General features: G+C 58.8%; 19 protein-coding genes and 1 pseudogene. 12 read left to right on the forward strand and 8 right to left on the reverse strand.

Annotated features, from left to right (window positions below; translation table 11 throughout):
* Window positions 1–223: 223 nt before the first annotated feature.
* Window positions 224–853: an isochorismatase family cysteine hydrolase gene (locus tag ACVIGB_RS44625; RefSeq protein WP_456724512.1), complete on the reverse strand. Its 630-nt coding sequence runs from the start codon at window positions 851–853 to the stop codon at window positions 224–226.
* 162 nt (window positions 854–1,015) lie between these two features.
* On the opposite strand from ACVIGB_RS44625, the gene ACVIGB_RS44630 reads away from it, so the two are divergent.
* Window positions 1,016–1,951, forward strand: coding sequence for a TetR/AcrR family transcriptional regulator (locus ACVIGB_RS44630; protein ID WP_456724511.1), 936 nt, complete (start codon window positions 1,016–1,018; stop codon window positions 1,949–1,951).
* 322 nt (window positions 1,952–2,273) lie between these two features.
* On the opposite strand, the pseudogene ACVIGB_RS44635 reads toward ACVIGB_RS44630, so the two are convergent.
* A pseudogene (locus ACVIGB_RS44635) lies at window positions 2,274–3,052 on the reverse strand (transposase); the annotation flags it as partial.
* A gap of 65 nt (window positions 3,053–3,117) precedes the next feature.
* Window positions 3,118–4,107 (reverse strand): MBL fold metallo-hydrolase, encoded by a 990-nt coding sequence (locus ACVIGB_RS44640; RefSeq protein WP_456724510.1) that lies wholly within the window; start codon window positions 4,105–4,107, stop codon window positions 3,118–3,120.
* Between the two features lie 483 nt (window positions 4,108–4,590).
* On the opposite strand from ACVIGB_RS44640, the gene ACVIGB_RS44645 reads away from it, so the two are divergent.
* Complete coding sequence (locus ACVIGB_RS44645; protein WP_456724509.1) at window positions 4,591–5,613, forward strand: MBL fold metallo-hydrolase; 1,023 nt, start codon at window positions 4,591–4,593, stop codon at window positions 5,611–5,613.
* A gap of 786 nt (window positions 5,614–6,399) precedes the next feature.
* Here the strand turns inward: ACVIGB_RS44645 and ACVIGB_RS44650 are convergent.
* Window positions 6,400–7,380 carry a quinone oxidoreductase family protein gene (locus tag ACVIGB_RS44650; RefSeq protein WP_456724508.1) on the reverse strand — a complete coding sequence of 327 codons (981 nt, stop codon included), beginning with the start codon at window positions 7,378–7,380 and terminating at the stop codon, window positions 6,400–6,402.
* A 109-nt stretch (window positions 7,381–7,489) separates the two neighbouring features.
* Window positions 7,490–8,014, reverse strand: coding sequence for a DUF1993 domain-containing protein (locus ACVIGB_RS44655; protein ID WP_456724507.1), 525 nt, complete (start codon window positions 8,012–8,014; stop codon window positions 7,490–7,492).
* An 817-nt stretch (window positions 8,015–8,831) separates the two neighbouring features.
* Here ACVIGB_RS44655 and ACVIGB_RS44660 point away from each other — a divergent pair.
* Window positions 8,832–9,713 carry a haloalkane dehalogenase gene (locus ACVIGB_RS44660; RefSeq protein WP_456749335.1) on the forward strand — a complete coding sequence of 294 codons (882 nt, stop codon included), beginning with the start codon at window positions 8,832–8,834 and terminating at the stop codon, window positions 9,711–9,713.
* 44 nt (window positions 9,714–9,757) lie between these two features.
* On the opposite strand, the gene ACVIGB_RS44665 is transcribed toward ACVIGB_RS44660, so the two are convergent.
* Complete coding sequence (locus ACVIGB_RS44665; RefSeq protein ID WP_456724505.1) at window positions 9,758–10,213, reverse strand: MarR family winged helix-turn-helix transcriptional regulator; 456 nt, start codon at window positions 10,211–10,213, stop codon at window positions 9,758–9,760.
* Between the two features lie 547 nt (window positions 10,214–10,760).
* Here ACVIGB_RS44665 and ACVIGB_RS44670 point away from each other — a divergent pair.
* The gene (locus tag ACVIGB_RS44670) at window positions 10,761–11,402 is read left to right on the forward strand and encodes a glutathione S-transferase family protein (protein ID WP_456724504.1); all 642 of its coding nucleotides are present in this window, start codon (window positions 10,761–10,763) and stop codon (window positions 11,400–11,402) included.
* 215 nt (window positions 11,403–11,617) lie between these two features.
* Here the strand turns inward: ACVIGB_RS44670 and ACVIGB_RS44675 are convergent, their stop codons facing one another.
* Window positions 11,618–11,956 (reverse strand): DUF1330 domain-containing protein, encoded by a 339-nt coding sequence (locus tag ACVIGB_RS44675; RefSeq protein WP_456724503.1) that lies wholly within the window; start codon window positions 11,954–11,956, stop codon window positions 11,618–11,620.
* A 341-nt stretch (window positions 11,957–12,297) separates the two neighbouring features.
* Here ACVIGB_RS44675 and ACVIGB_RS44680 point away from each other — a divergent pair, with 341 nt between their 5' ends.
* The 7 genes from ACVIGB_RS44680 to ACVIGB_RS44710 all read left to right on the forward strand — a co-directional run bounded on the left by ACVIGB_RS44680 (window position 12,298) and on the right by ACVIGB_RS44710 (window position 19,566).
* On the forward strand, window positions 12,298–13,086 hold the full coding sequence (locus ACVIGB_RS44680) for an enoyl-CoA hydratase/isomerase family protein (RefSeq protein WP_456724502.1): 789 nt from the start codon (window positions 12,298–12,300) through the stop codon (window positions 13,084–13,086).
* A gap of 309 nt (window positions 13,087–13,395) precedes the next feature.
* Entirely contained in the window at window positions 13,396–13,830 is a 435-nt protein-coding gene (locus ACVIGB_RS44685) for a hypothetical protein (protein ID WP_456724501.1), read from the forward strand.
* Between the two features lie 156 nt (window positions 13,831–13,986).
* Complete coding sequence (locus ACVIGB_RS44690; protein ID WP_456724500.1) at window positions 13,987–14,736, forward strand: SDR family oxidoreductase; 750 nt, start codon at window positions 13,987–13,989, stop codon at window positions 14,734–14,736.
* A 134-nt stretch (window positions 14,737–14,870) separates the two neighbouring features.
* Window positions 14,871–15,653, forward strand: coding sequence for an SDR family oxidoreductase (locus ACVIGB_RS44695; RefSeq protein ID WP_456724499.1), 783 nt, complete (start codon window positions 14,871–14,873; stop codon window positions 15,651–15,653).
* 223 nt (window positions 15,654–15,876) lie between these two features.
* Complete coding sequence (gene merB, locus ACVIGB_RS44700) at window positions 15,877–16,566, forward strand: organomercurial lyase (RefSeq protein ID WP_456724498.1); 690 nt, start codon at window positions 15,877–15,879, stop codon at window positions 16,564–16,566.
* 439 nt (window positions 16,567–17,005) lie between these two features.
* On the forward strand, window positions 17,006–18,652 hold the full coding sequence (locus tag ACVIGB_RS44705) for a long-chain-fatty-acid--CoA ligase (RefSeq protein WP_456724497.1): 1,647 nt from the start codon (window positions 17,006–17,008) through the stop codon (window positions 18,650–18,652).
* A 305-nt stretch (window positions 18,653–18,957) separates the two neighbouring features.
* Window positions 18,958–19,566, forward strand: coding sequence for a glutathione S-transferase family protein (locus tag ACVIGB_RS44710; protein ID WP_456724496.1), 609 nt, complete (start codon window positions 18,958–18,960; stop codon window positions 19,564–19,566).
* Window positions 19,567–19,767: 201 nt separating this feature from the next.
* Here ACVIGB_RS44710 and acuI read toward each other — a convergent pair whose 3' ends face one another.
* Window positions 19,768–20,751: an acrylyl-CoA reductase (NADPH) gene (gene acuI, locus ACVIGB_RS44715; RefSeq protein WP_456724495.1), complete on the reverse strand. Its 984-nt coding sequence runs from the start codon at window positions 20,749–20,751 to the stop codon at window positions 19,768–19,770.
* 592 nt (window positions 20,752–21,343) lie between these two features.
* On the opposite strand from acuI, the gene ACVIGB_RS44720 reads away from it, so the two are divergent.
* Window positions 21,344–21,748, forward strand: coding sequence for a winged helix-turn-helix transcriptional regulator (locus ACVIGB_RS44720; RefSeq protein WP_456724494.1), 405 nt, complete (start codon window positions 21,344–21,346; stop codon window positions 21,746–21,748).
* Window positions 21,749–22,270: the final 522 nt, after the last annotated feature.

The raw sequence follows: 22,270 nt of genomic DNA on the forward strand, positions 1-22,270 counted from the left end.
CGCCCAATTCGGCTCCCGTCGTCCACGATTGCCTCGGGCATGCTGAAAGGAGAGCCAAAAAAGTGACCGAATTCGATGGCCGTGGCGATCGGTGGGCGGGGGCGCGTGAGGCCACTGATGTCGTCGGGCGGCCAAAGTGGGACATGGCCTTGATCGATGCGCCGCTAGGTCCTCGGTCGTACCTGCGTCAAGGCCCCGGCGCCGAGAAATCGCAATTCGGATCTTATGTCGCACATGCAAGCGCCGCACGCAATTCAGCTGTAGTCAGGATTTCATGGGCATAGGTGGGTCCGTCGATGTAGTGCGCTGCGTGCATTGCTTCCTCGCTGAAAGCCGCGGTCGCGTCCTTTACCAGCGTTACATGATAGCCAAGCTCCATCCCGAAACGGGCCGTGGCCTCAATGCAAGTGTTGGCCAGCAAGCCGATGCAGATGATTCGCTCGATGCCATATTGTTTGAGCTGATGGTCCAGGTCAGTGTTCGCAAATCCGCTTGAACCCCAATGCTCGGCGATAAGAATGTCGTTTTTCTGCACTTGGAAATCGTCGTGAAAGGTGCCACCCCAGGTGTGCTTCTCGAAGGTCTTTCGTCCATTCGATGCCATCTGATACGGAGTCGCATGCTTCCAGTGTACGTAGTCACCCGCCGACCATCGGTGATGCGGCACGAAATAGATCCTCACGTTCGCTTTTCGAGCGTCCGCGATGATGTTACGCAAATTGTCCAGCAAGTTCACTTTTTCCGCGATATCTTTGGTGCGCTCCCATAGCTTTCCACCCTTACTCAAGAAGTCGTTATAGGGATCCACCAAAAGAACTGCGGTGGATTGAGCGCGGTAAGAAGGGACGGTCATCAGTGGTCTCCGGATTGGCCAAGGCGAAATGAGTTCGAGGCGATTGGTCTGCCTGGAATAAAATCGCCCGAACCTCCGTTGCGACCTTCCCCAAGCAAGCTCGCCGTGGTTCGGCCGGCGTAGAGTGTCTCCGGGGCTATTGACCGCCGTTTGGAGGGGCTGTTGAAGCGATACGAGGGTCGGCCCGCCGGAGAAGGCGACGTACCATGCTCAAGTTTCACCGCACTAAGTGATGTTGCCGAGCGACGCATGCGGCATCCCGGTGGTATTCGCTGCCGCGTTTTCGATTTCCACCGCGCCCGCGAGTACCATATCGCTTCGACAACCAGCCGCTCTGGGACGGGCCGCCTCTGGAAAGTTACCGACCCGTACGTTACTTTCATCGTAGAGAAAGGTCTGTTACTTTGTCAAATGAGAAATCAGCGGGAGATAAGGGAAATGCAGAAAGGGACGCGACCTCGCCGGGGGGCTCCGCCTAAGGGCGAAGCGAGCGCGCGCGAGCGCATCCTCGATACGGCGGTCCAATTGTTCTACCGCGATGGCATCCGCGTCGTCGGCGTCGATACGATAGTTGAGCAATCGGGCGTGTCCAAGACGAGCCTCTATCGTGTGTTCGATTCCAAGGACGCTTTGATTACCGCCGTAGCTGACCGACAGAACCGAGCGTTTTGGGTGTGGTGGGATCGCATCGAGGAGCGGTACGCCGCTGATCCTCGCGCTTTGCTGGAGGGGCTTTTATCCGGGATCGCAAAACGGATCCGGCAGCCTACCTATCGCGGTTGTCCGTTTCTCAACCTCGCGACGGAATTTCCGGCCGACGGCAACCATCCTGGCCGCAAGGTTGCGCGGAGCAACAAGGAGGAGATGCGGGCTCGGCTGGCAACGATACTCAATAAACTCGGTGTGAGTGATCCGCAGCGTAAGGCGACGCAGATCGCGTTACTCATCAACGGAGCGTACGTATCTGCGCTGATCGATGAGCCGGCCGATGCGAAGGTCGACCTTATCGACGCCGCCGTGAAGTTGTCGGAGATTGGCGATGGTAAGTCGCCTAAGGCCAGACCGAGTTTTCGCAACAAAGGAATTCGCGCGATCTAACATCGGCCGAGACACAACCAAAACTCGATGGAGCGCGATAGGCCAAAGTCATACAGCGGGCTTGATCGCGAGCTTGTGGCCCGTGATTACGAAAGCTTGGCAGGTAGCAGCGAACACCCGCGCTCGGAGGCCGAGCTCTCGAAGTGCGCGTGTTTCGACGGAGCGAAAGACCAGGCGTTCTGCCTTAGCCTCTCTTGCGACAGTAACGTCCGCTATTGGCCGGTTCCGTTGAAAAGGTGGCAGTAATCCGATGTATTGGCGCCAGCGCCGATGCCGCCGAACGGCTGTATCGGCCTTTTTGTGCGAGCTTGAGGGTTTGCATCGGGATCAGCTTGGCCATCTTGCGAAGTTTCTGGGCTGTGGTGGCTAGAGTGAACTCGTCGCGCGTACCGTTTGGGCCTCGTAACCGCAAACGGCCGAGTTTGAGAATGCGCTTGAGGTGCGCGAACAGCATCTCGATCTTGCGGAGCCGACGCGAAGTGCGGCCCTCCCACGAGCTTGCGATCTGGCGCGCCATGTCACGAGCGCCCTCATAGATCCAGTGCGGCACTTTCCGCGACGTCTGCTTGGGGCAGCATCGGGACTTGAGGGCGCACCGGTCGCAATCGCGCTGGCTGGCGACGCAAAGCATCGTGGCGCCATCCTTTACCAGCGCTCCAGTCGTGGTGAGAACCTTGCCGTCGGGACAGCGGTAGACGTCACCTGAGTGGTCATAGGTGAAGTCGTGGCGCGGGAAGGTCCCAACCGTGCGGGCCGACCTATCGAACAGTGCAATGTGCGGCTCAATCGAATGCTCGTGACTAACCAGCCGAGCATCTCGGCCGAGCCATAGCCGCTGTCGCCGAGAAGACGGCTCGGATAGAGATCGAACCGTTCCAGCGAGCGCTCAATCATGCGCTTGGCCGCCAGCATTTCCGCCTGCCGGATGGCCGTGGTCGCCTCGAGATCGACGATGACCGCGTTCTCGACGTCGACCAGGTAGTTTGTCGAGTAGGCGAAGAAGGCTTGACCGCCGTGCGCCCCTGTCCAGCGCGTCGACGGGTCGGAGGGTGACACGAACTTCGGCGTGACCTCGGTCGCTGCGCCGAAGGCGGCATCGTCGAAAGCACGGCCCCCAGGCCCACGACACCCGATATGTGAACGCCTCTACTTCCCCAACGCCCTTTTCAGTTGGGTGGCGGGTAGAGGATGCTGGCGGAGAAGTCGGCAACCCAAGCGGCCTGCTGCCGTTCGGGGAAGGCGGCCTTCAGGCCGATACTGTAGGTTTTCGCGTCGGGGGAAGCCGCGTGGATCTCCTTGGCGCGCTTAACGTAGGTAATTGTGCTGTCGATCGCGGAACGGAGGACGGGCGTGTCATGCCCAATGGTCATCAGGTCGTAACCTTCCAACGCCTTGAGCGACTCGAGCACGACCATCCAGTGATCGAAATGGTCAACGACGGTAAAAGCGTGCTCATTCGGTGAAAACACCAGGTCGAACGCCATCAGTACTTTCTGATCGGGCAGGAGCGCAGCGAGCTGCAAGTCTGCTTCGGCATCGGTGAATCTCTTGAAGTCATAGGTGACGCCGTCGATCACCTGGACACCTTCGGTGATCGTCTCTGTCGGCACGGTGACCTTCGTCGCGATCTTGTCACCGTGAATCGTGCGGAAGCTATCGAGTCTCATCTTGCCTCTGGCCCGCATCGGGGCAGCAACTCCGTCCAGGGCGAATACGCGGGCGGCCGGGAAGCGCTCGGTCAGAACTTGAAGGCCGGCCCAGTGGTCGGTGTGCCCATGCGAAAGAACAATTCGGTCAACAGGCTTGCCGAGCGTTTGCACATATGACGCGACTTCGTCGGCATATGGCAGCAAGAGCTGACCATCGAATATGACAACAGCCTCTTTCCCCTCGATCATCTGCGTGTTGACGTGAAAGCCATCGGTGGGACTGAGGTAGGAATGAATTTTGACGGGACCGAATTGGTTGACGAGTATCGACCCCATGCGTGCCGGCGCCGCTGCTTCCTTCCTTTCTGCCGTATCGCCATTCGCCGCGGCGGCGGACGGTCGCAAGCCAGCCAACGGGAGCAGCGTGCCCGCAGCTAGTTTGAGAAACTGAGATCGGGACAGGGGAGCTCGCGAGAGGCGCTTAAAGCCAGAGTTACCTGACAGCATTTTCTCTTCATCCTTTGCCAAGATTTATAGAAGGGACGGATCGGCATGGCGCTTCCGTGCGTCACGGAAGGCGAGCGCGCCGCTACCGTCAGATAACGGACCCAGCCACCACGTCAGTCGTGCGTCCCCTGGCCGCCATCACCAGCTGATGCGAACCGCGTCGATGGTCCGAACCCTCACTTTGTCCGAGCTGATCATCACGCGGCGCTCGGTCCTTTCCTCAGCTTAACCTAGCCAGTTACAATGTTGATTACAATTGACAATTGATTGCGGTACCTTCCATTTTCGATCAAGAAAGTGTGACTCTGCCGAGTATATTCAAGGAAATGAGCTGTATCGCTACGGATTTTGGTCAAGCTTGCTAGCTGGCATCACATTCAGCCTTGACAGAAAATTGAAAGACCGCGCACAATGTCAATTGTGATCGACATTGTATTTTGGCGCCAATAACGCGGCGCGTTCTCGCAAACAGGAGAGATGGAAATGATCAAGTCCCCGACAACTCTAACCCGTCGCAGTGTTTTTCGTGCCGGCGCCGGTCTGGCCGTTGCTGGAACGGCAACCCCATTTTTCACCCCAAAGCCGGCCCGAGCAGAGGCTCAATCCGGCCCGGAATCCCTAAACGGCAGTGGCTTCTATCGATTCAAAATAGGCGATCTCAAAGCGACCGTGATTTCCGATGGCTACGGGCAGATACCCATCAAGCCGGTCTTCGTAATGAACGCGTCTGATGCAGAAATTGCTCCCGTGCTGAAGGCGAACTTCCTGCAGCCGGTGGTCCAGGTCACGAACAACGTCTTGGTGGTCGACACGGGACGGGAGCGCATCCTTGTCGATTCTGGCTTCGGTGAGAAGCTCGGTCCGGCCTTCGGAAGCTTTCCCGGCCTTGAGGCCAACCTTGTCCGGGCCGGAATCACCCCAGAAAGCATCGATCTGGTCGTGATGTCGCACGGTCACCTTGACCATATCGGAGGTTTGGTGACGAAGGCGGGTGCCCTCGCGTTTCCCAAGGCTCAGTTTGTGTTCGTTGATACCGAATGGAACTACTGGACCGGCAGTCGTTTCGAAAGTGAGGTCAATAGTTCTCCGATGCCCGACGGATTCAAGAAGGGCACGATTTCGGCAGCTCGAGAAAACCTGCCGCCGTTGGCGAGCCACTCGCGATTCGTCAAACAAGGTGGCGAAATCGCTACCGGCGTACATTATATCGCGGCACCGGGACATTCGCCTTCGCACGCCACCATTCTATTCGTCTCCGGCAATGAGCAATTCATGCATATGGGCGATATTGCCCATCATCCGGTGACGAGCTTGCAACAACCGAACTGGTCACCGATCTTCGACTACGATCCCGCGCAGGCGATCAAGTCGCGCAAGGCCATCTTGGATCGCGTCGCGACCGAGCGGACGATGGTGATGGGCTATCATTTTCCGTTCCCGGGGCTCGGGCATGTTGTTCGACAAGACAAGGCCTACCGTTGGGAAGCTACCCAGTGGGTCTGGTGACCACGGGAATGGATCGCTTCGAATCCGAAGCGATCGGCTGCCGGCCCTTTTGCCGACCGCACTGACTTAGCACAAACTGTTGGGCCGGGCAGCAATCGGCTGTCCGGAAGGTGGTTCGCGTTCGATGCGGTGCAGGAGAACTCGAACGACGGATTGGAATAATATCGTCGCCCAGGCACGAGTTTGGTTCGCGCGGAGGAGTGGCGCTTCGGCGAGACGCTGCAAGTTAGGCTTGGCGCGGCTGGCTCGAGCAGAGCGGAGCCCGCCGCGGATGGCGTTCACAATCCGTGACACGCCGCGGTCTGCGGGGCTAGGGACGACTAAATCCGGTTGGCGTCATTGGAGCAACGTTTCGTTGCGGCCGCGAACGGCACGAAGCTCGATGGTCTGGAGGCCCCTCCGAGGGCATGGTCGCGTTTCGCGAGAATGTCCTACTAGCTTGACCCCGGCTGAGCCGGAAGCCACATCGCTTGGCGCGCGACGAATCGTCTTTGAATCCTGATCCCGTTCGACCTCGCTGTTTGAGCACGGTCTCTTCGGAAAGCCGATCGCTACTTTTCCGGATCATGCCTTAACCGAAAAATCAGCAGGCCCCGAACTGTTTGGATTGGCTACTGCAGGGGTGTCCCGACTTGGCCTTCACTGCGTCCGAAGGCCATGCCGGTGGAAGCGGAACTTTCGCCTCGAGGTATGGCATCGATTCCATTCCCACTACTCACCGGTCTTGGTCCCGCAGAGGGGAACCGAGAAGACACGGAATGATGCGCTTCCGTGAAATCTGCGGCATCAAGCAGATGACGCTGTCAAAACGATTTTTCCAAACGGACGTTGCTCAATCAAATGGCGAAGAGCTTCGCTGGCCTCGCCGAGAGGATAAACCCGCTCGACGAGAGGCTTGACCGATCCGTTCGCGATCAGCGGAATGATCTTCTGCCAAGCGGCGGCAACGGCTGACGGCGACTGCGCGAACAAAGAGAAGCCGGCCATCCGCGAGCCTTTCCAGATCAAGTCCGTCACGTCGATCGCGGTTTTGCGTCCGGCGGAATAGCCCAAAGTGATCAAGGCACCGCCCAGACCGATGGCGCTCAAGGCCTCGCCAGTCACGGAGCCACCGATACTCTCGATCACAACGTCGGCGCCGGCACCGCCCGTGATCCGGCGAACACCGTCGGCGAGGCCTTCTTTCGTGAGATCGATGACATCCAGAAAGCCAAGCGCGCGGGCCTGCTCGGCCTTGGCGGTGCTGCCAGCTGTTGAAATGACTTTGCCCGCGCCTTGTGCCCGCGCGAGCTGAAAGGTTGCATTGCCGACCGACCCTCCGATGCCGGGAGCCAGCACCGTTTTTCCAGCCGCGAACCCGGCGAGCTCCAGTGTAATTTGCGCGGTCAGATAGGCCACCGGAAGGCTGGCTGCGAGCACATCGCTGATGGTCTCGGGTACCACGGCCAGATGCTCGGGCCTAACCAGCAGCCACTCCTGCCAAGTGCCACTCTCGCGAACGCCGTAGGGTCCCGTGAACATGACGCGGCTGCCCACTGCCGTACCGGTGTCGCCGGACTCCTCGACGATGCCCATCCCTTCATTGCCGAGCACTAGCGGTGCCTTTGCACGAGGGTGTCCACCCGACAGGATCGTGTGGTCGAGAGGGGTGACGCCAGCCGCTTTAAGCCGGATCAACACCTTGCCCTTCTCCGGTGCCGGCTTGGGCAGTTCGACCTGCCGCAGTCCGCCATAGTCCGAAAAGCTCTCCGCCACTATTGCGCGCACCGGATCCTCCTTGCGTAACAAGCTGCATACATGTGTACTGACAGGTCTGTAACTTTGTCAATGACCAAACTGCGCGGAAGCAAAGCAACAACCGAAACCGTCGTTGTGCTTACAGATCGGCACCGTCCGCCATCGGTCCAAGGAAATCGCGCTTGCCGATTGGCACGCCTATATGCCGAAGAATGTCGTATGCCGTCGTGACGTGGAAATAGAAGTTTGGCAGCGCGAATCGGACGAGATATTGCTGGGGCGTGACCGTCACAACGCCGGAACCGAACGGAAACTCGATCTTTCTTCCCTCCGATTTCGCAAAGCTGCTTTCTGGAAGCGTTTTGAGGTACGCCAAGGCATCGTCTATTCGCCGTTGCAGGTCGGCGAATGACTGGCCCGTATTCTGAGATTCAGGCAATCGCAAGCCGGCCAGACGTGCCGTCGAGCGCTTCGCGGTATTGCAAGCCGCCCGTACTTGCTCGGCTAACGTAAACATATCGGAATAGAGCCGAGAAAAGACCAAGAGCGTCGGCTCGATTTCCCGCTCGTTAGCGTAGGTCTCCGCGGTTTCCAGCAACTTGGAAAGAAGCTTCAGATGCCGCTCGAATACAGGGACCGAGAATTCGAAGACGGCATTTCTCATTTTGCAATCTCATATCACTTGCGAAGCCGGCGACTACATCCGCCAGCTGGTCGCAGGAAGATGGCAAGGTAGGCTGCCGTAGTCTTGCCCATTATGGAGCGTCAGGACGAATGCCGTAGCAAGCATGGGCTCGGTTACGCCTCGCTTGTCTCGCTGCCGATGGGCTGTGCGCAGTGAAACCGCGCTCACGCTACCCGTCGTCCGCGAAAACGTTCTTGATGACGGATGCCGCACTTCGACGATTGGAAGATCGCCTTCGCGCCAACAGTTCGCTATCTTTCTACCCGCTTCAATTAGATCCTGCCTTGACCACAGGATACGTCTTTTTTGCAACGTTTTAGGACACGTCAGGCGAGCGGGCGCGTGTCGGAGCGCGGAGAGTTCTCGTAAGCCCTCGGCCCGAAAGACGAATCGCTCAAGCGATCATCGTCGAGTCAGGCTGAGCTTGAACGTGATCTCGTGTATCGCCGACTCGACAGATATCGGTATATACGCATATGTTGGGATGCCTCTTGCGCGAGGTTCGTTCCGTAGGGCGAGGCGTCGGAAATTGGTTTCGGATCGCCGTCGCGATTGGTCCAACGCGGATTGGACTCACTAAGCTTGCGACCAAGCGGCAAAGATAGGCTCGCGATTTCCTTAAGAGGCTCGATCCTCGTATGTTTTGCGGAGACGTATCGTTCGCCCTGCATTGATTGACGGGTCGGATCGCGACCAAGGCCGGCACCTGTCGATGTACGGGGCAGCTCGGTTGATCACATCATATGCCCGGGGTCGCGAAGGCCGAAGGCAGCGGTTAAGTTTTGAGGTATGCGATATGAGTGAGACAGCGCTAACGAAGACAAGCGTCGATGCATTTGGGCTCAGAATGGCGTGCCACCAATCGGGCCAGGGTCAACCGATTCTCCTTCTCCACGGCAATCCAACCTCTTCTTATTTGTGGAGAGACGTCGTACCAAGTCTTCGATCATCCGGTCGGGTCGTCGCGCCGGATCTGATCGGAATGGGAGACTCGGATAAACTGCCCGACGCTGGGCCGTCGACCTACAGTTTTTTGACGCATCGAAAGTATCTTTGGGCCCTGATCAACAAGATCATTCCACCCGAGGAAAAGGTGGTCCTCGTTATTCATGATTGGGGATCCGCGCTCGGCTTTGACTGGGCCCGCCATCATCCCGATCGCGTCCGGGGAATCGCTTATATGGAAGCGATCGTGCGTCCGATCAAAGATTGGAGCGACTGGAATAGGGCCGCTGTTCCAATCTTTCAGGGCTTCCGCTCGGAAAAGGGCGAAGAGCTCATTCTCGATCGCAATCTTTTTATCGAGAAGGTCTTGCCGGGTTCGGTGATCCGGAAGCTTTCAAATGCAGAAATGACAGAATATCGCCGGCCGTTCCTGAAACGCGAAGATCGGTGGCCGATGCTTACTTGGCCCCGCCAGATCCCCATCGATGGAAATCCCGCCGACGTTGTCGCTATTGTCGAAACTTACGCTAAATGGATGGCGGAGAACGAGATCCCGAAGTTGTTCGTGAATGCGGAGCCTGGGGCAATTCTAACCGGGGTGACGCGGGAATTTTGTCGCAGCTGGAGGAATCAAACGGAAGTCACGGTCGCTGGCACGCACTTCATCCAGGAGGACTCCGGAGAGAAGATCGGATCCGCCATTGCTAAGTGGATGAGTGCCGCGCTGGGGTAGATGGCAGAGCAGGAACCGTCGCCGTCCGAGGCAAGCTAACTTACTTAGGGCGAACTCAGTCGCTCATCGTGGGCGATCGCAAGTAACGCTGAATGAAGCCGGGCAGCTTGGCGCGTTCCAAAGATGTCGGAGAACTGCTTTTGCGCGCGCGCCCAGAAGATGGTGGCTAGCCTTTGCCGCGCTTTACCCTTCGCGGTCAAGACCACGTTTCGGGCTCGTGCGTCCTCGCTGTGAACGGCAAGCGTGATGAGGCCGTCCCTTTCGAGAGGAACGAGTGTGTGACCTAGACCGGACCGATCCATTACCATGGCGCCGGCAAGTTCAGTCACGGTTGGCACATGCTTTCCGCGTCTCGCTAATTCAGAGAGTATGCAATACTGCGTGACCGTCAGTCCCGCCGGTGCAAGAGCTCTGTCGTATAACTGAGTTATACGACGTGATGCCTTGCGAAGCGCCGCCGCGGTGCATGCAGGTTCAGCGCTGTGTCTTCCGACCTGCATTCAGGAAAAGCTCCTCTTAAAAAATGGGCTTACGCCGATACCAAAAGAAAGCGAGCCCAAACGAGCTCGTTTATCCGTGAATACCATACCCGTATGACGCACCGGCCGTTGTGACGCCGGAGTACGCCGTATAGCCTCGATCTGCACCTGGAGGCAATATCCTCGCCTCGCTGCTGCGTTCCGGAGGGTGCCAACGCATCACAGCAGCAGTCTCCGCTTCGGCGTCCCTCGCTCGAGCAAGGTAAGCCGGCAGGGGACCACACGGCTCGTGTAGGGCGATGCTACTTGCAACCGGATTTTGCACTCAGGCGGTGAAGGCAGCGGCTCTTCACCCTATGTCGCTGAATTTCCAGCGGGGGAGTGCGCATATCCGGGCTGCGATTTGATGTGTCTGTGCGGCCGCGCGGTGCCGACAATGCATTGATAAGCATTTGAACCGAGGCGCCTGCCAATTCGCTTCCCGGTGTTAGGCTTGATTGACAATGCTCCGCGCGGCATCTTAGAAGCAGGCATATGCAGATTGTGTGTAAATGCGACGGGGGGATGCATGAAGATTTACTTTGCTCCTAACACGCGAGCCGTTCGCATCGTGTGGCTGTTCGAAGAACTGGGGCTGCCCTATGAACTGGAGTTCTTCAAACTCGGGGATGCAAGCATGCGGTCGCCTGCCTACCTTGAGATTCATCCGCTGGGTCGCGTACCAACTCTCGTCGACGACAAGGTCACGATCTTCGAGTCGGGAGCAATCGTACAATACGTGTTAGCGAAGTACGGCAACGGCCGGCTGACCCCCGACGTCGGTTCTCCAGCGTTTCCGATCTACCTACAATGGTTCCACTACGCTGAAGGAATGATCATGCCCCCGATAAATACGATTGTCGTGGAAACGGTCCTCCTTTCGCCCGAGCGTCGGAACCAGGTCAATGTGGATCGTGCTACGAAACTTCTCTCAAGAATGTTGGCCTCCATTGACGCCGGAGTCCGCGGGAAGGAATTCCTGGCGGGACAGTTCAGTGCGGCCGATATCATGCTGGGTCAGGCATGTATGGCTGCCGCCAAGGTTGGTGCGGATTTTTCGAGCATGCCCGACCTGGTTGCTTACCTTGATCGTCTCCGCGAGCGCCCGGCATTCAAAAAAGCGGATGCAACGGGAAAGCCAAACGGTGGGGACGTCTCCAGGCAACCGTAGCCAGTTTGTGGCTCGCGGCTCCCTTTATTCCGCGCACCAAGTTGATCGAGGAGGCAGGCGTCATCAATTCGTTCGGCCTGACGGCCCCAACTTCCACGTTCGCTAATCTGCCCGCTCGCTATGGTCGCGCCGCCTTCCTTCGCAGCCTATCCTCCCGACAAGCCCAATTCCAGCCTATCGATCGGTTACCAGACGGTAGTCTCCGTTGGTCTTTGCTAGCCGATCAGCCGGAAGCGGCAGTCAAGGGCGGCGTCGCGGAAATCCAGAAGAGCCTGATAGGCAGGCGAATTGTACCAGGCGAGGGCGCTATCCTTGTCTTTACCCTCGGCCAAGCCGATATCATCGCCGTGGTCTGCTATCAGGCGTCTGCGGGATTCGTTCTTCCCGATCACGTCAACGCGAAAAGCTTTCGCGCCTGGCGGCATTAAGCGAGCGCGCAATGAAACTCGATGCCTTTGCATCCACGGTGCCGCATCTCTGAGGAGATTGATGCGCGCTCCAACCCTGGTCAAGACACGCCAGGATGGTGTGAGGGAAGCGATCGGACTTTCCATGTTCTGACCTGCGTGCTCGGCGGTCGCTAGCTGTTCAAGCTCCGTTCCAGGCGCTTTCGACCGGGGCGTCTCTCTCCCGCCATCGCCCCGATGGGCTTGTAAGTTATGGTCGGCCGCACGCCGGCGAGTCTCAAAGGGTGCGATCTACGACCTTTTTAGTTTGGCGGAGCCGCGTTACTTTTGCGACTGTCGGCTCGGCACGAGAGGGCCGTCGATGGGCTTGATCGCGAAGGCGTGCGGCAGACGGAGCTTTGGCCGAACCGCTCTTGCGAGTCCCAGATGGTTGCCAAGTGAGCAGTCGCCTCAAGACATTTGAGCGCTGTTCCGGCCGAGGAGGGTAGATGTCGCACATCAACGTCACCATAGAGAATAGCTTGGCAAGGCTCGTGCTGAGCAATCCTCCGCAAAACCGGCTGACGCAGGAGTTTTTCGATGAACTGAGCGATGCCATATCTCAGATCGCCGGTAGCGGAGCGCGGGCCGCGCTTCTGTCAGCGGAAGGACCGGACTTCAGCTATGGAGGAGATATCGTTCCTTGGCCCACCTTGACCGCGAAGCAACTGCGCGCAGCGTTCGAAAGGCGTCTCGCTACAGTGAATCAGTGGGAGCAGCTTCCAGTTCCGACAGTCGCGGCAGTGCGGGGTCTTTGCTTCGGGGGTGGTTTCGAGCTGGCGGTCAGATCGGACATCATCTTCGCTGGCACGAGCGCCCGCTTCGGACATCCCGAGCAATCACTCGGAATTGTGACGATGCTCGGTGGCATACAGCGCGTTGCCGCGCGCGTCGGCAGAGCGTTCGCCCTAGAGTGGGCGCTCACCTCGGAGCAAGTGCCAGCGAAAACGATGCTCGAACGCGGCGTCGTGAATCGAGTCGTTCCGGACGAATCCTTGCTCGAAGAAGCGGGCGCCTTTGCGCGCAACCTGGCGGACGGCCCGACGCGGGCTCATCTTGCTCACAAGGCTCTTCTGCGCATATGGACCGCGGGAGGCCTGGCAGCGGCTGATGCGGCGATGCTGGACCTCGCTTTGCCACTGTTCGAGACCGAAGATGTGAGGTTGGCGCTGCCAGCCGCGGTAGAGGCATTCAAGGCAGGTCGGCCGCGCCCACGCTTTAAGTTCGAAGGCCGATAGGCCGGAGTTTATCGGCGTAGCGTGGCTGGATTGGATTTGTGCCTGGCGCGCCCCTCTCTCGCCGCAGATCAAGCATTCGATCGAGACCGCGGAGGCGTATGCCATTGTCGAAGCGCCAAGGCTTGCAGAGATGGGGGTTTCATCATTGCCCCGGGGAAGCCATCTTTCTGGGTCTCGAGGTTGACGGTACTGGGCTGGCCTCATGGCCGAAATGGTTGCAATTGTGACGTTGGATCCGCAAGGCGGCGAAGTTAAATTGATCGTGCCGACGAAGTTCCTGTGATTGCGCCGTTGCTTTTGGAGAACCGCATGGCGGACGGATTGAAGACGCTCCACCGTTTGCCGGGTGCGGATTGGATTGCGATCGTTCGCAAGCACGCATCGCCCGAATTCGCTGCCGCCTTTGTGGAGCGGCCGGTGCTCAAGGCATCGGTTTTGCGCCATCCTTGTGTTGGAGCTCAGGCAATCGGCGCCTTCTTTGGTGTGGCGAGCGAGATGTACGAGACGATCACGTTTACGAACGAGACCGTCGATCAAGGCAAGACTTATCTCGAATGGGAAGGAAGAGTCTTCGGGCTCGATGTTCGAGGTGCCACGATCTTGACGCGCAACCCTGCGGGATTGATTGAAAATATCCAGCTATACCATTCTCCCCGGGATGTCCTCACGCGTTTCTCTGCAGAGATCGAAAGCCGCCTGAGCGGCAGGCTCGATCCATCCCTTCGTGGTGCCGCGGCAATATAGATCCGGCTTCGCCGGCATTGACCATCGAGATTTCGATTTCAGGTTCGTTCAGCCAAATTTAGATGCGTCCCGCGTTCGTCTGTTCTGAAAATCTCTCCCGCCGGAAGAGCGCGGGCGATTTGACCTTCTAGGTGTTAGTCAAAGGATGCGGAAAGCATGAGTGGCGGAACGAAGCGAATTGCATGGGTGACAGGAGGTGCCAGCGGAATCGGCCAAGCCGGAGCCGACAGCCTGGCTGCTGATGGATGGACAGTGGTCATCTCGGGCCGGCGTCTGGACGCTTTGGCCAACACCGCAGAGAAGATTCGCGCGAGCGGGGGGACGATTGATGTGTTTCCGCTCGATGTGACCAATGCCGACGAGATCGCCACTGTCACGAACGCTATTCTCGCAAAGTATGGACGAATCGATCTTCTCGTTAACAGCGCCGGCTTGAACGTCCCCAAACGCAGCTGGGAGGATATGGAACTGCAAGGATGGGACGAGATCGTCGACGTCAATCTGAATGGGCTTTTGTACTGCATGCATGCTGTCCTCCCTGTCATGCGCGCGCAGAAGGACGGCTGCATCATCAATGTAGCCTCATGGGCCGGCCGCATCGTCTCAAAAGCGACCGGGCCTGCCTACAACGCGACTAAACACGCAGTTCTTGCGCTCACGCACTCCTTCAACATGGACGAATGCCAAAATGGCCTTCGCGCATGCTGCCTTTGTCCAGCCGAGGTCGCGACGCCCATCATGAAGAAGCGGCCCGTTCCCCCGAGTGAGGAAGTCACGGCTAAGATGTTGCGGCCGGAGGATATCGGAAGAACGATAGCGTTCGTGGCGAACATGCCGCCTCATGTTTGCGTCAACGAAATCCTGATCAGCCCGACTTGGAACCGCTTGTTCTTGGGCATGACGTAATGTGAGGTCCTCGGCACCATGATGCGTGTGAGGTGGCAGTTCCATGGCTAACCGCAACGGTTAGGGTCGCGACCGTCTTCAATAAATCCGGACCACAAGAAGACGAGTTTTCGCGCAAAGGAGGCTATCGCAAAATGAACCTGAAGATATCGGGTCGGCATGCTCTTGTGTGTGCGGCGAGCAAGGGATTGGGCAAAGCCTGTGCGATGGCGCTAGCGCTCGAAGGCGTCAATGTCACAATTAACGCGAGAAACCAGAAGGCGCTCGAGGCCGCCGCGGCCGAGATCCAACAGGCGGCTGGCATTCCGGTGAACACGGTTGCTTGCGATATCACTTCTCCCGAGGGACAGGATGCCGTCCTGGCGAACCTCCCGGCAGTCGACATTCTCGTGACCAATGCAGGCGGCCCGCCGCCGGGCGACTTCCGAGATTGGTCGCGCGAGGATTGGATCGCCGGGTTGAACGCCAACATGCTGGCCCCGATCGAGCTGATACGCCGCGTCATCGACGGGATGATCGAGCGGAACTTCGGGCGCATCGTCAATATCACGTCAAGCGCGGTCAAGGCGCCGATCCCTTTCTTGGGGCTGTCGAATGGCGCCCGCACCGGGCTTACCGGGTTCGTCGCGGGTCTCGCGCGGCAAGTCGTCCGTCATAATGTGACGATCAATAGTCTACTGCCTGGCCCTCATGCGACCGACCGTCTTCCGGCCGCCCAAAATTACCTAGCCCGCCAATACGGAGGCGATGTTGAAGCCGCGACGCGCGTGATGCTTGAACAAATTCCGGCAGGTCGGTTTGGATCCTCCGAGGAATTCGGATTGACCTGCGCGTTCCTTTGCGCGGCATCGTCTGGCTATATCACCGGCCAGAACTTGCTACTCGACGGCGGTTCCTATGCCGGGACTTTCGGCTGATGCGGGGTAGGCCAGGTTGAGACGATAACAGGGCCCAGCTGAAGCGGTCGCTCGAAGAGGCCGGGCAGGTCGCAGGGGTAGCCGCGCGATGTCGCCGTTCGGCTGGGCTGCGAACAGCCACCCACTCGAGGACATAAATCGCCGCAGACGAGTGAGCGGCGCCGGGCGACGCGGAGAATTGACGGGGGCGGTTTTGGAAATTCAAGACTTAGGAGACTGTCCGATGCACACTGCGTCCTTGGATGCGGAAGTCCATCATGCTTTCATCGACCGACTGCGCCAAACAGGCCGAGCCCCCAGCCGACATGAGGTCTCGGCCGCCCTGGCAAAGCCAGTCGAGGAAATCGAAAAGGCCCTGTCGCGGCTGGCCGAATGCCACGGCGTCGTATTGCACCCGCATGTTTGCGAGCCCTGGGTGATCCACCCGTTCTCCTTCTCCCCGACGGCGACATGGGTCCAGAAAGGCGATCGGGGTTGGTGGGCTCCCTGTATCTGGTGTGGTTGCGGAATTGCCACCTTGGTCGGCGGGGACGCGGTGATCCACGCCAGACTTGGCGGCGAGATGGAAGATATCGATATCCACATCGTAAAGGGCGAAGTCCAGGAGAAAGATCTCTGGGTGCATTTTGCCCTGCCTCCACGAGCGGCATGGGACAACGTTCACCATTTCTGCGCCACCGTTCTGCCTTTCCGGCACGAGTCCGACGTACAGCTGTGGAGCGAACGACATGGAATTCCGGTCGGATCCGCGGTCCCGATCACCCAGGTTCAGGATCTTGGGAGGGAATGGTATGCCCATCATTGCGATCGAAACTGGCGCAAGTGGTCGGTAGGCGAGGCAATCGAGATATTCGAAAGGGTTGGCCTGGTCGGAGCGTTTTGGAGCTTGGAAAGCCGCGACGGTAGCTTTTAAGCGGCGCATGCTCGGGAGTTGGTGACAACTGCGGTGCCGTGTCCGGCTTGGCTCGGACGCGCGCGCCGGTCGGCTCGCCATCGACGAACACGACGCCGGTGCGTTTGAGCGCCGCGAGACGTTTTCGGGGGTGTGGGATCCGGCTCCAACCCGCCTGCCAGCTGCCTCAGGGGCAGGGAAGGGACGTTGTGCGGCTGTAAGGATCGACGATCGATCACCGCTTTGCCAGGGCATGCGATGTCCCAAAACGTGGGTAAAACGACGTTTGGCACTAGGTGCTGACCACCTAGTATGCGCTCCCCGCAGCCGAACTATTCACGGGAGGAAGCATGACGGGCTCGGGCTTTGTCCCCACCGACGCGTAGACGTTTGGGTCGCTCGCAAAAGCCGAGTTCGCTCATCGAGCGGCGTTCCGTTCCCCAGGAGATCGCGGTTAGCCATGTATGGAATTGTCGAAAATGCTCCCTTGATGGGGCTGATCCAGGAGCGGCCGCTCCTTGTTTCGGATGCCCTCATCCACGCCTCGATTTATCACGCCGACGCGCCGGTGATTTCGCGGCGCCGCGACGGATCGTTCTTTCATAGCAACTGGGCCGGACTGGAACGCCGCGTGCGGCGACTTGCGAGCGCGTTGTTGGCTGCCGGCGTCGAGCGCGGCGATCGTGTGGCGACCCTTGCCTGGAATAACCATCGCCATCTCGAGGCGTACTTCGCCATCACCGCCATCGGAGCGGTCTGTCATCCCATCAACCCGCGGCTTTTCCCCGAACAAGTCGTCTATATTGCTAAACACGCCGAAGATGTTGGGCTGTTCTACGACCTCGAATATGAGCCGCTCTCCCGTATCATTGCAGGGCAACATGCGCTTCGGTTCAACATCGCGATGTGCACGCCAGACGAACTTCGATCCGATCTTCCCGATGGCGTCGTTGCCTACGAGCCATTTATCGATTCCGGTCACGAAGATCCCACGGTCTATGCCGCCTTTGACGAGCGTACGGCAGCCTCTCTCTGCTACACCTCGGGAACGACCGGTAATCCGAAGGGCGTGCTGACCAATCATCGAGCGATGATGCTGCACGCGATGACGGCGCGAACGTCCGATGTGTTCGACCTCAGGCCCACCTCAATCGCCTGTGCGATCGTGCCGATCTATCATGTGCACGCGTCATGGGGGTTGCCGTTCGCCGCCGCGATGGCGGGAGCGGGTCTTGTTCTGCCAGGCCTGCGCTTGGACGCCGTTTCCTTGGCAGAGACCATCAACTTACATCGCGTCACCTTCGCAAATGGCGTCCCCACAATCTGGAACGATCTGGTAAGGCATCTCGCATCTGCCAAGCAGGCCGTTCCGACCCTGAAGCGGATCATGGTTGCTGGCTCGGCTCCCTCGTCGGCTTTGGTGCAGGCCCTTGAGGAAGACCACGGTGTCGAGGTCGGTCACATTTGGGGGATGACCGAAACCGGTCCTTGCGCCACGTCCGCCGCGGTGCTTCCGCGTTTTGCTTCAACTCCCATGCAGAAGAAGCTCAAACAGGGACACGGGCTTTTCGGCGTCCAAATGCGGATCAGCAACAAGGATCACTCTCATTGCCCGTGGGGCGAAGAGCATGTTGGCGCCCTTCAAGTCCGCGGTCCCTACATCATTTCGGGCTATTTTAAACAAGAAGGCAAGGGCGCCGTGGATGCCGATGGATGGCTCGACACGGGCGATATCGCCTCGATTGATGCCGACGGCTACCTCAAGATTGTCGATCGCGAAAAAGATCTCGTGAAGTCGGGCGGCGAATGGATCTCCTCGATCGAGGTTGAGAACGCCGCGGGCTCATGTCCGGGCGTGAAAGAGGCGGCGGTGATTGCCGTACCTCATGAGCGCTGGGGCGAGCGTCCGGTGTTGCTCGTCGTGCGCGCAGACAATGCCGATATCGACACGAAACACCTCATGGCGTTCTTGAGCGAGCGAGTTTCAAAATGGTGGCTGCCCGATCGCATCATTTTCGTGCCGGAGCTTCCCAAGACCGGGACAGGCAAGGTGATGAAGGCCGAACTTCGAAAGCGGTTCGCAGAACCTGCGACTGCCGAGACCTGAGATGCGCGCTGTCGATCTGATCAGGTCCCGCGGCAAGTCTAGGATTCAGACGGCGCTTCCCGTCGGTCGGTGCGCTGTTTGCACGATCTGCGGTCGCTCAAACGGCTATCCGCGCAAAAGCGGTTCGAAGCCGTCAGATCTCTTGGAATCTTCTCGAGCACATAGCGGGTGCGCCGCCGGAATATCTGGTCATGTCCGAGCCCGTGACTTTGCAGGAAATTTGAACCGTTCCCGCTCGCGGGGTTTCGCGCCGCGGGCAGCGGACCGGCACGATTTCTCAACCATTCACGTTCGGAGGAAGAAAAATGAAACTCTACGACCTAAAGACCGGCACCAGCACGAGGCGTGTACGGATTTTCTTGGCCGAGAAGGGGGTAAAGCTGCCGACCGTCGAGGTGGACATGCTGAAGGGCGAGAACAAGGATCCAGATTATCTGGCTAAAAATCCCATGGGAACGATGCCGCTCCTTGAGCTCGACGATGGAACGCAACTCGCCGAGTCTGTGGCGATCTGCCGGTATGTCGAAGAGCTTCACCCGGAGCCGCCGCTGTTCGGGACAACCCCGGTCGAGCGGGCTCTGGTCGAGATGTGGAATCGGCGAATGGAGTTGGAACTGTTGATCCCGATAATGGATCACTTCGTGCATTCCTCGGCGTTCTATAAAGAGCGCCTCACGCAGATGGCGGACGTTGCGCGCCGCGGGCACATGCGCGCACAAGACCGGATGCACTGGCTCGACGGCGAATTGGCCGAGCGGCCCTTTATCGCAGGAGATCGATACACGATTGCCGACATCACGGCCCAGTGCGCTCTTGTCCTGGGCAAGAATACCGGAACGCCAATTCCCGCTGATTCACCACATCTTGCGCGATGGTTCAGTGAGGTATCGAAGCGACCAACCGCCCGCGCTTGACGACGTAAGTGTGATCCCTCGAAAACAGTCGAGCGTCCACCGGGGTCATAACGCATCGCTACGGCGATCGCGAGCGGCGTGGTATTGGTGTGTGGTGAAGATGTGAACTTTGTCGCCTGCCAACGGAAATGTCCCGATGGCTGTTGTCAGGCGATCTCAAGACGGATGATCCCAGATAGCGGGCCGTCGAACAGAATATAGTTACGCATTCACGTCGACGACCGTTCGGCCCTGCACCTTTCCTGCGAACAATTGGCCTACTACATCGGGAACCTCCGCGAGCCCGACCACCCGCACCGTTCGGGCGAGCTTGTTCAGGTTGAGATCGCGAGCCAGACGCGACCACGCCTCGGTTCGAGCCTGGCGTGGGGCATTGACCGAGTCGATGCCGGCAAGGGTGACGTTGCGCAGGATGAACGGTAGAACCGTTCCGGGTAGATCGACGCCCTGAGCCATGCCGCAGGCCGTCACCACCCCGCGATATTGCATCTGCGATAGCACGTTTACCAACGTACGGCTGCCGACGGAGTCGACGGCGCCGGCCCAACGTTCGCGCGCGATCGGAGCTCCCGGCTCCGAAAGGGTTCGGCGATCGATGACCTCGGCGGCTCCGAGGCTCCGCAAATAGTCGGCTTCATCAGGACGTCCCGTCGACGCAACGACGCGATAACCTAGATTGGAAAGGATCGCGATCGCGATCGAACCGACGCCGCCATTGGCGCCGGTGACCAAGACGTCGCCACGCTGCGGTGTGAGGCCGCCATGTTCGAGGGCGAGGACGCTCAGCATTGCCGTGTAGCCCGCCGTGCCGATTGCCATGGCGTCCTTGGTCGAAAGCGGCGCCGGGATTTTCACGAGCCAATCGCCGCTCACTCGCGCTTTCTGAGCGTAACCACCATGGTGGGTCTGACTCAATCCCCAGCTGTTGGCGACCACGCGATCTCCCACCGCGATGCCTGCATGGGAGGATGCCTCGACCGTGCCGGCGAAATCGATACCTGGGATCAAGGGAAACTGACGAATGATTTCGGCGCGCCCGCTAATCGCCAAGGCGTCCTTGTAGTTCACGGTTGAATAATCCACCGCGACGGAAACGTCGCCAGGCATGAGCTGTTGCTCATCCATTTCGACCACGTTGGCCGAGATCTTCTCACCTGTCTTTTGTGCCAGCAGTGCTTTGAACATCGTCGCGTCCTAGATTGGCGTTTCGCTGTGCAACGACCTAGGGCGGCGCCGTCATTACCGCAAGAAGGCACATTTAAAGCGGGTACTATCATTTATGGATGTCTCGCCGGATTCCAGGACGTGAAGCCGGGCGGCGGCCGATACAGCAGTTCGACCTGATCACGCAGTCTTCGAGCGCACCGAGTTGCCTGGCTGTGCCGAGGCTTGTTCGTGTGCTCGGTCTGCTATGGGCTGCTCTCTGCCGAGATCCCGGCCGCCCGCAAGAGTATCGGCTTCATGCTCTTTCGAATGGCTTCCTGCAACACCAGGACACGAGCCCTTCCGGCGCGGACCAACCTATTATTTGCTCAAGCCCCGCGCTATCGCCAGCGTAGTTGCCGCAGATCGCATGATTCTATTGTATTATCAGCGTCATGTGATAAGAATGGATGAACCTAAACAGCCGTTCGACGGCAATGGTGGCCGCATCCAAAGAGGCCAAAGGCGCGGAGAAGCTGAGATTTCGGCGCGATGGAGCTTCTTGCTCCTCCACCAACGCAGAGGCATGCCGTCGTCTCACCAGAACGCATAAGTCTGGAAGAAGCGATCAGTAATGGAGGCGTTCATGCGTCCTAAAAGGTTTGACGCGAAAAGCGGATGTGCGGTCGGAGTGACTTTGTCCGTCATCGGCGGATTGTGGAAGCCGCTGATCCTGTTTCATCTCTTCGCTGGCAAGAAGCGGTTCATGGAACTGTCCCGAGCTATCCCTAACGCCACGCAGAGGATCCTGACCCGTCAGCTGCGCGAACTAGAGGCCGACGGCGTGATCCTGCGCCATGCCTATCCGCAGATTCCTCCAAAGGTGGAATACGAAATCTCTCCCTTCGGTCAGAGTCTCGGGCCTGTGCTGCTTTCGCTTCGGAGTTGGGGCAAGCAATATGGGGGGTCAATTGAAGGCGTCCTTGAGCCGCACTACGCGTCTGAAGGCTCGCAGTCAAATCCGTGCCTGATAAGTTGAGATCGAATGGTGCTCACGGGCGTTGCAGCGACGGCAAAGTACGTCCCTGGGTCCCCCTACAATCCCTACGCCGGAAGCCGGTCTCGGCCCATCGGGTGACGATCCTTCGCGCAAGAAACCAAGGAAGGCCTCGCCCGGAGCACGCGGTCCCGGGTCGCGCCGACATGGGTATGCCGGCGTCGTACGGCCTCTTCCGCGGGGGCTCTTTAACCGGTCTCGGCGCCCGCGGGTTCGCGTCGCCAGCGCCCCGCCTCGCACGCTATATCGATTGAGGCGATGTGCTGCCGCGCACACCTAGAAAGGCAAAATGGTGTCGCCACCTTCTGCTTGAAGTGCGGGCGTATTGACGGCGCGCCTAATTCAAAAAGCAATTTGAATTCCGACCTAAGTTTTAGTCGCTGACCGCATAATCGGCACCGCGATTGAGAAGAAAAACTGCAATTGAGGTACGGAGTTACGGCGATGGCAGCCCTCTTGTCCACGCGCATCTGCCATTGTGCGGACGCCGCGCTGCTGACAAAG

The sequence above is a fragment of the Bradyrhizobium sp. USDA 4341 genome (assembly GCF_054063755.1).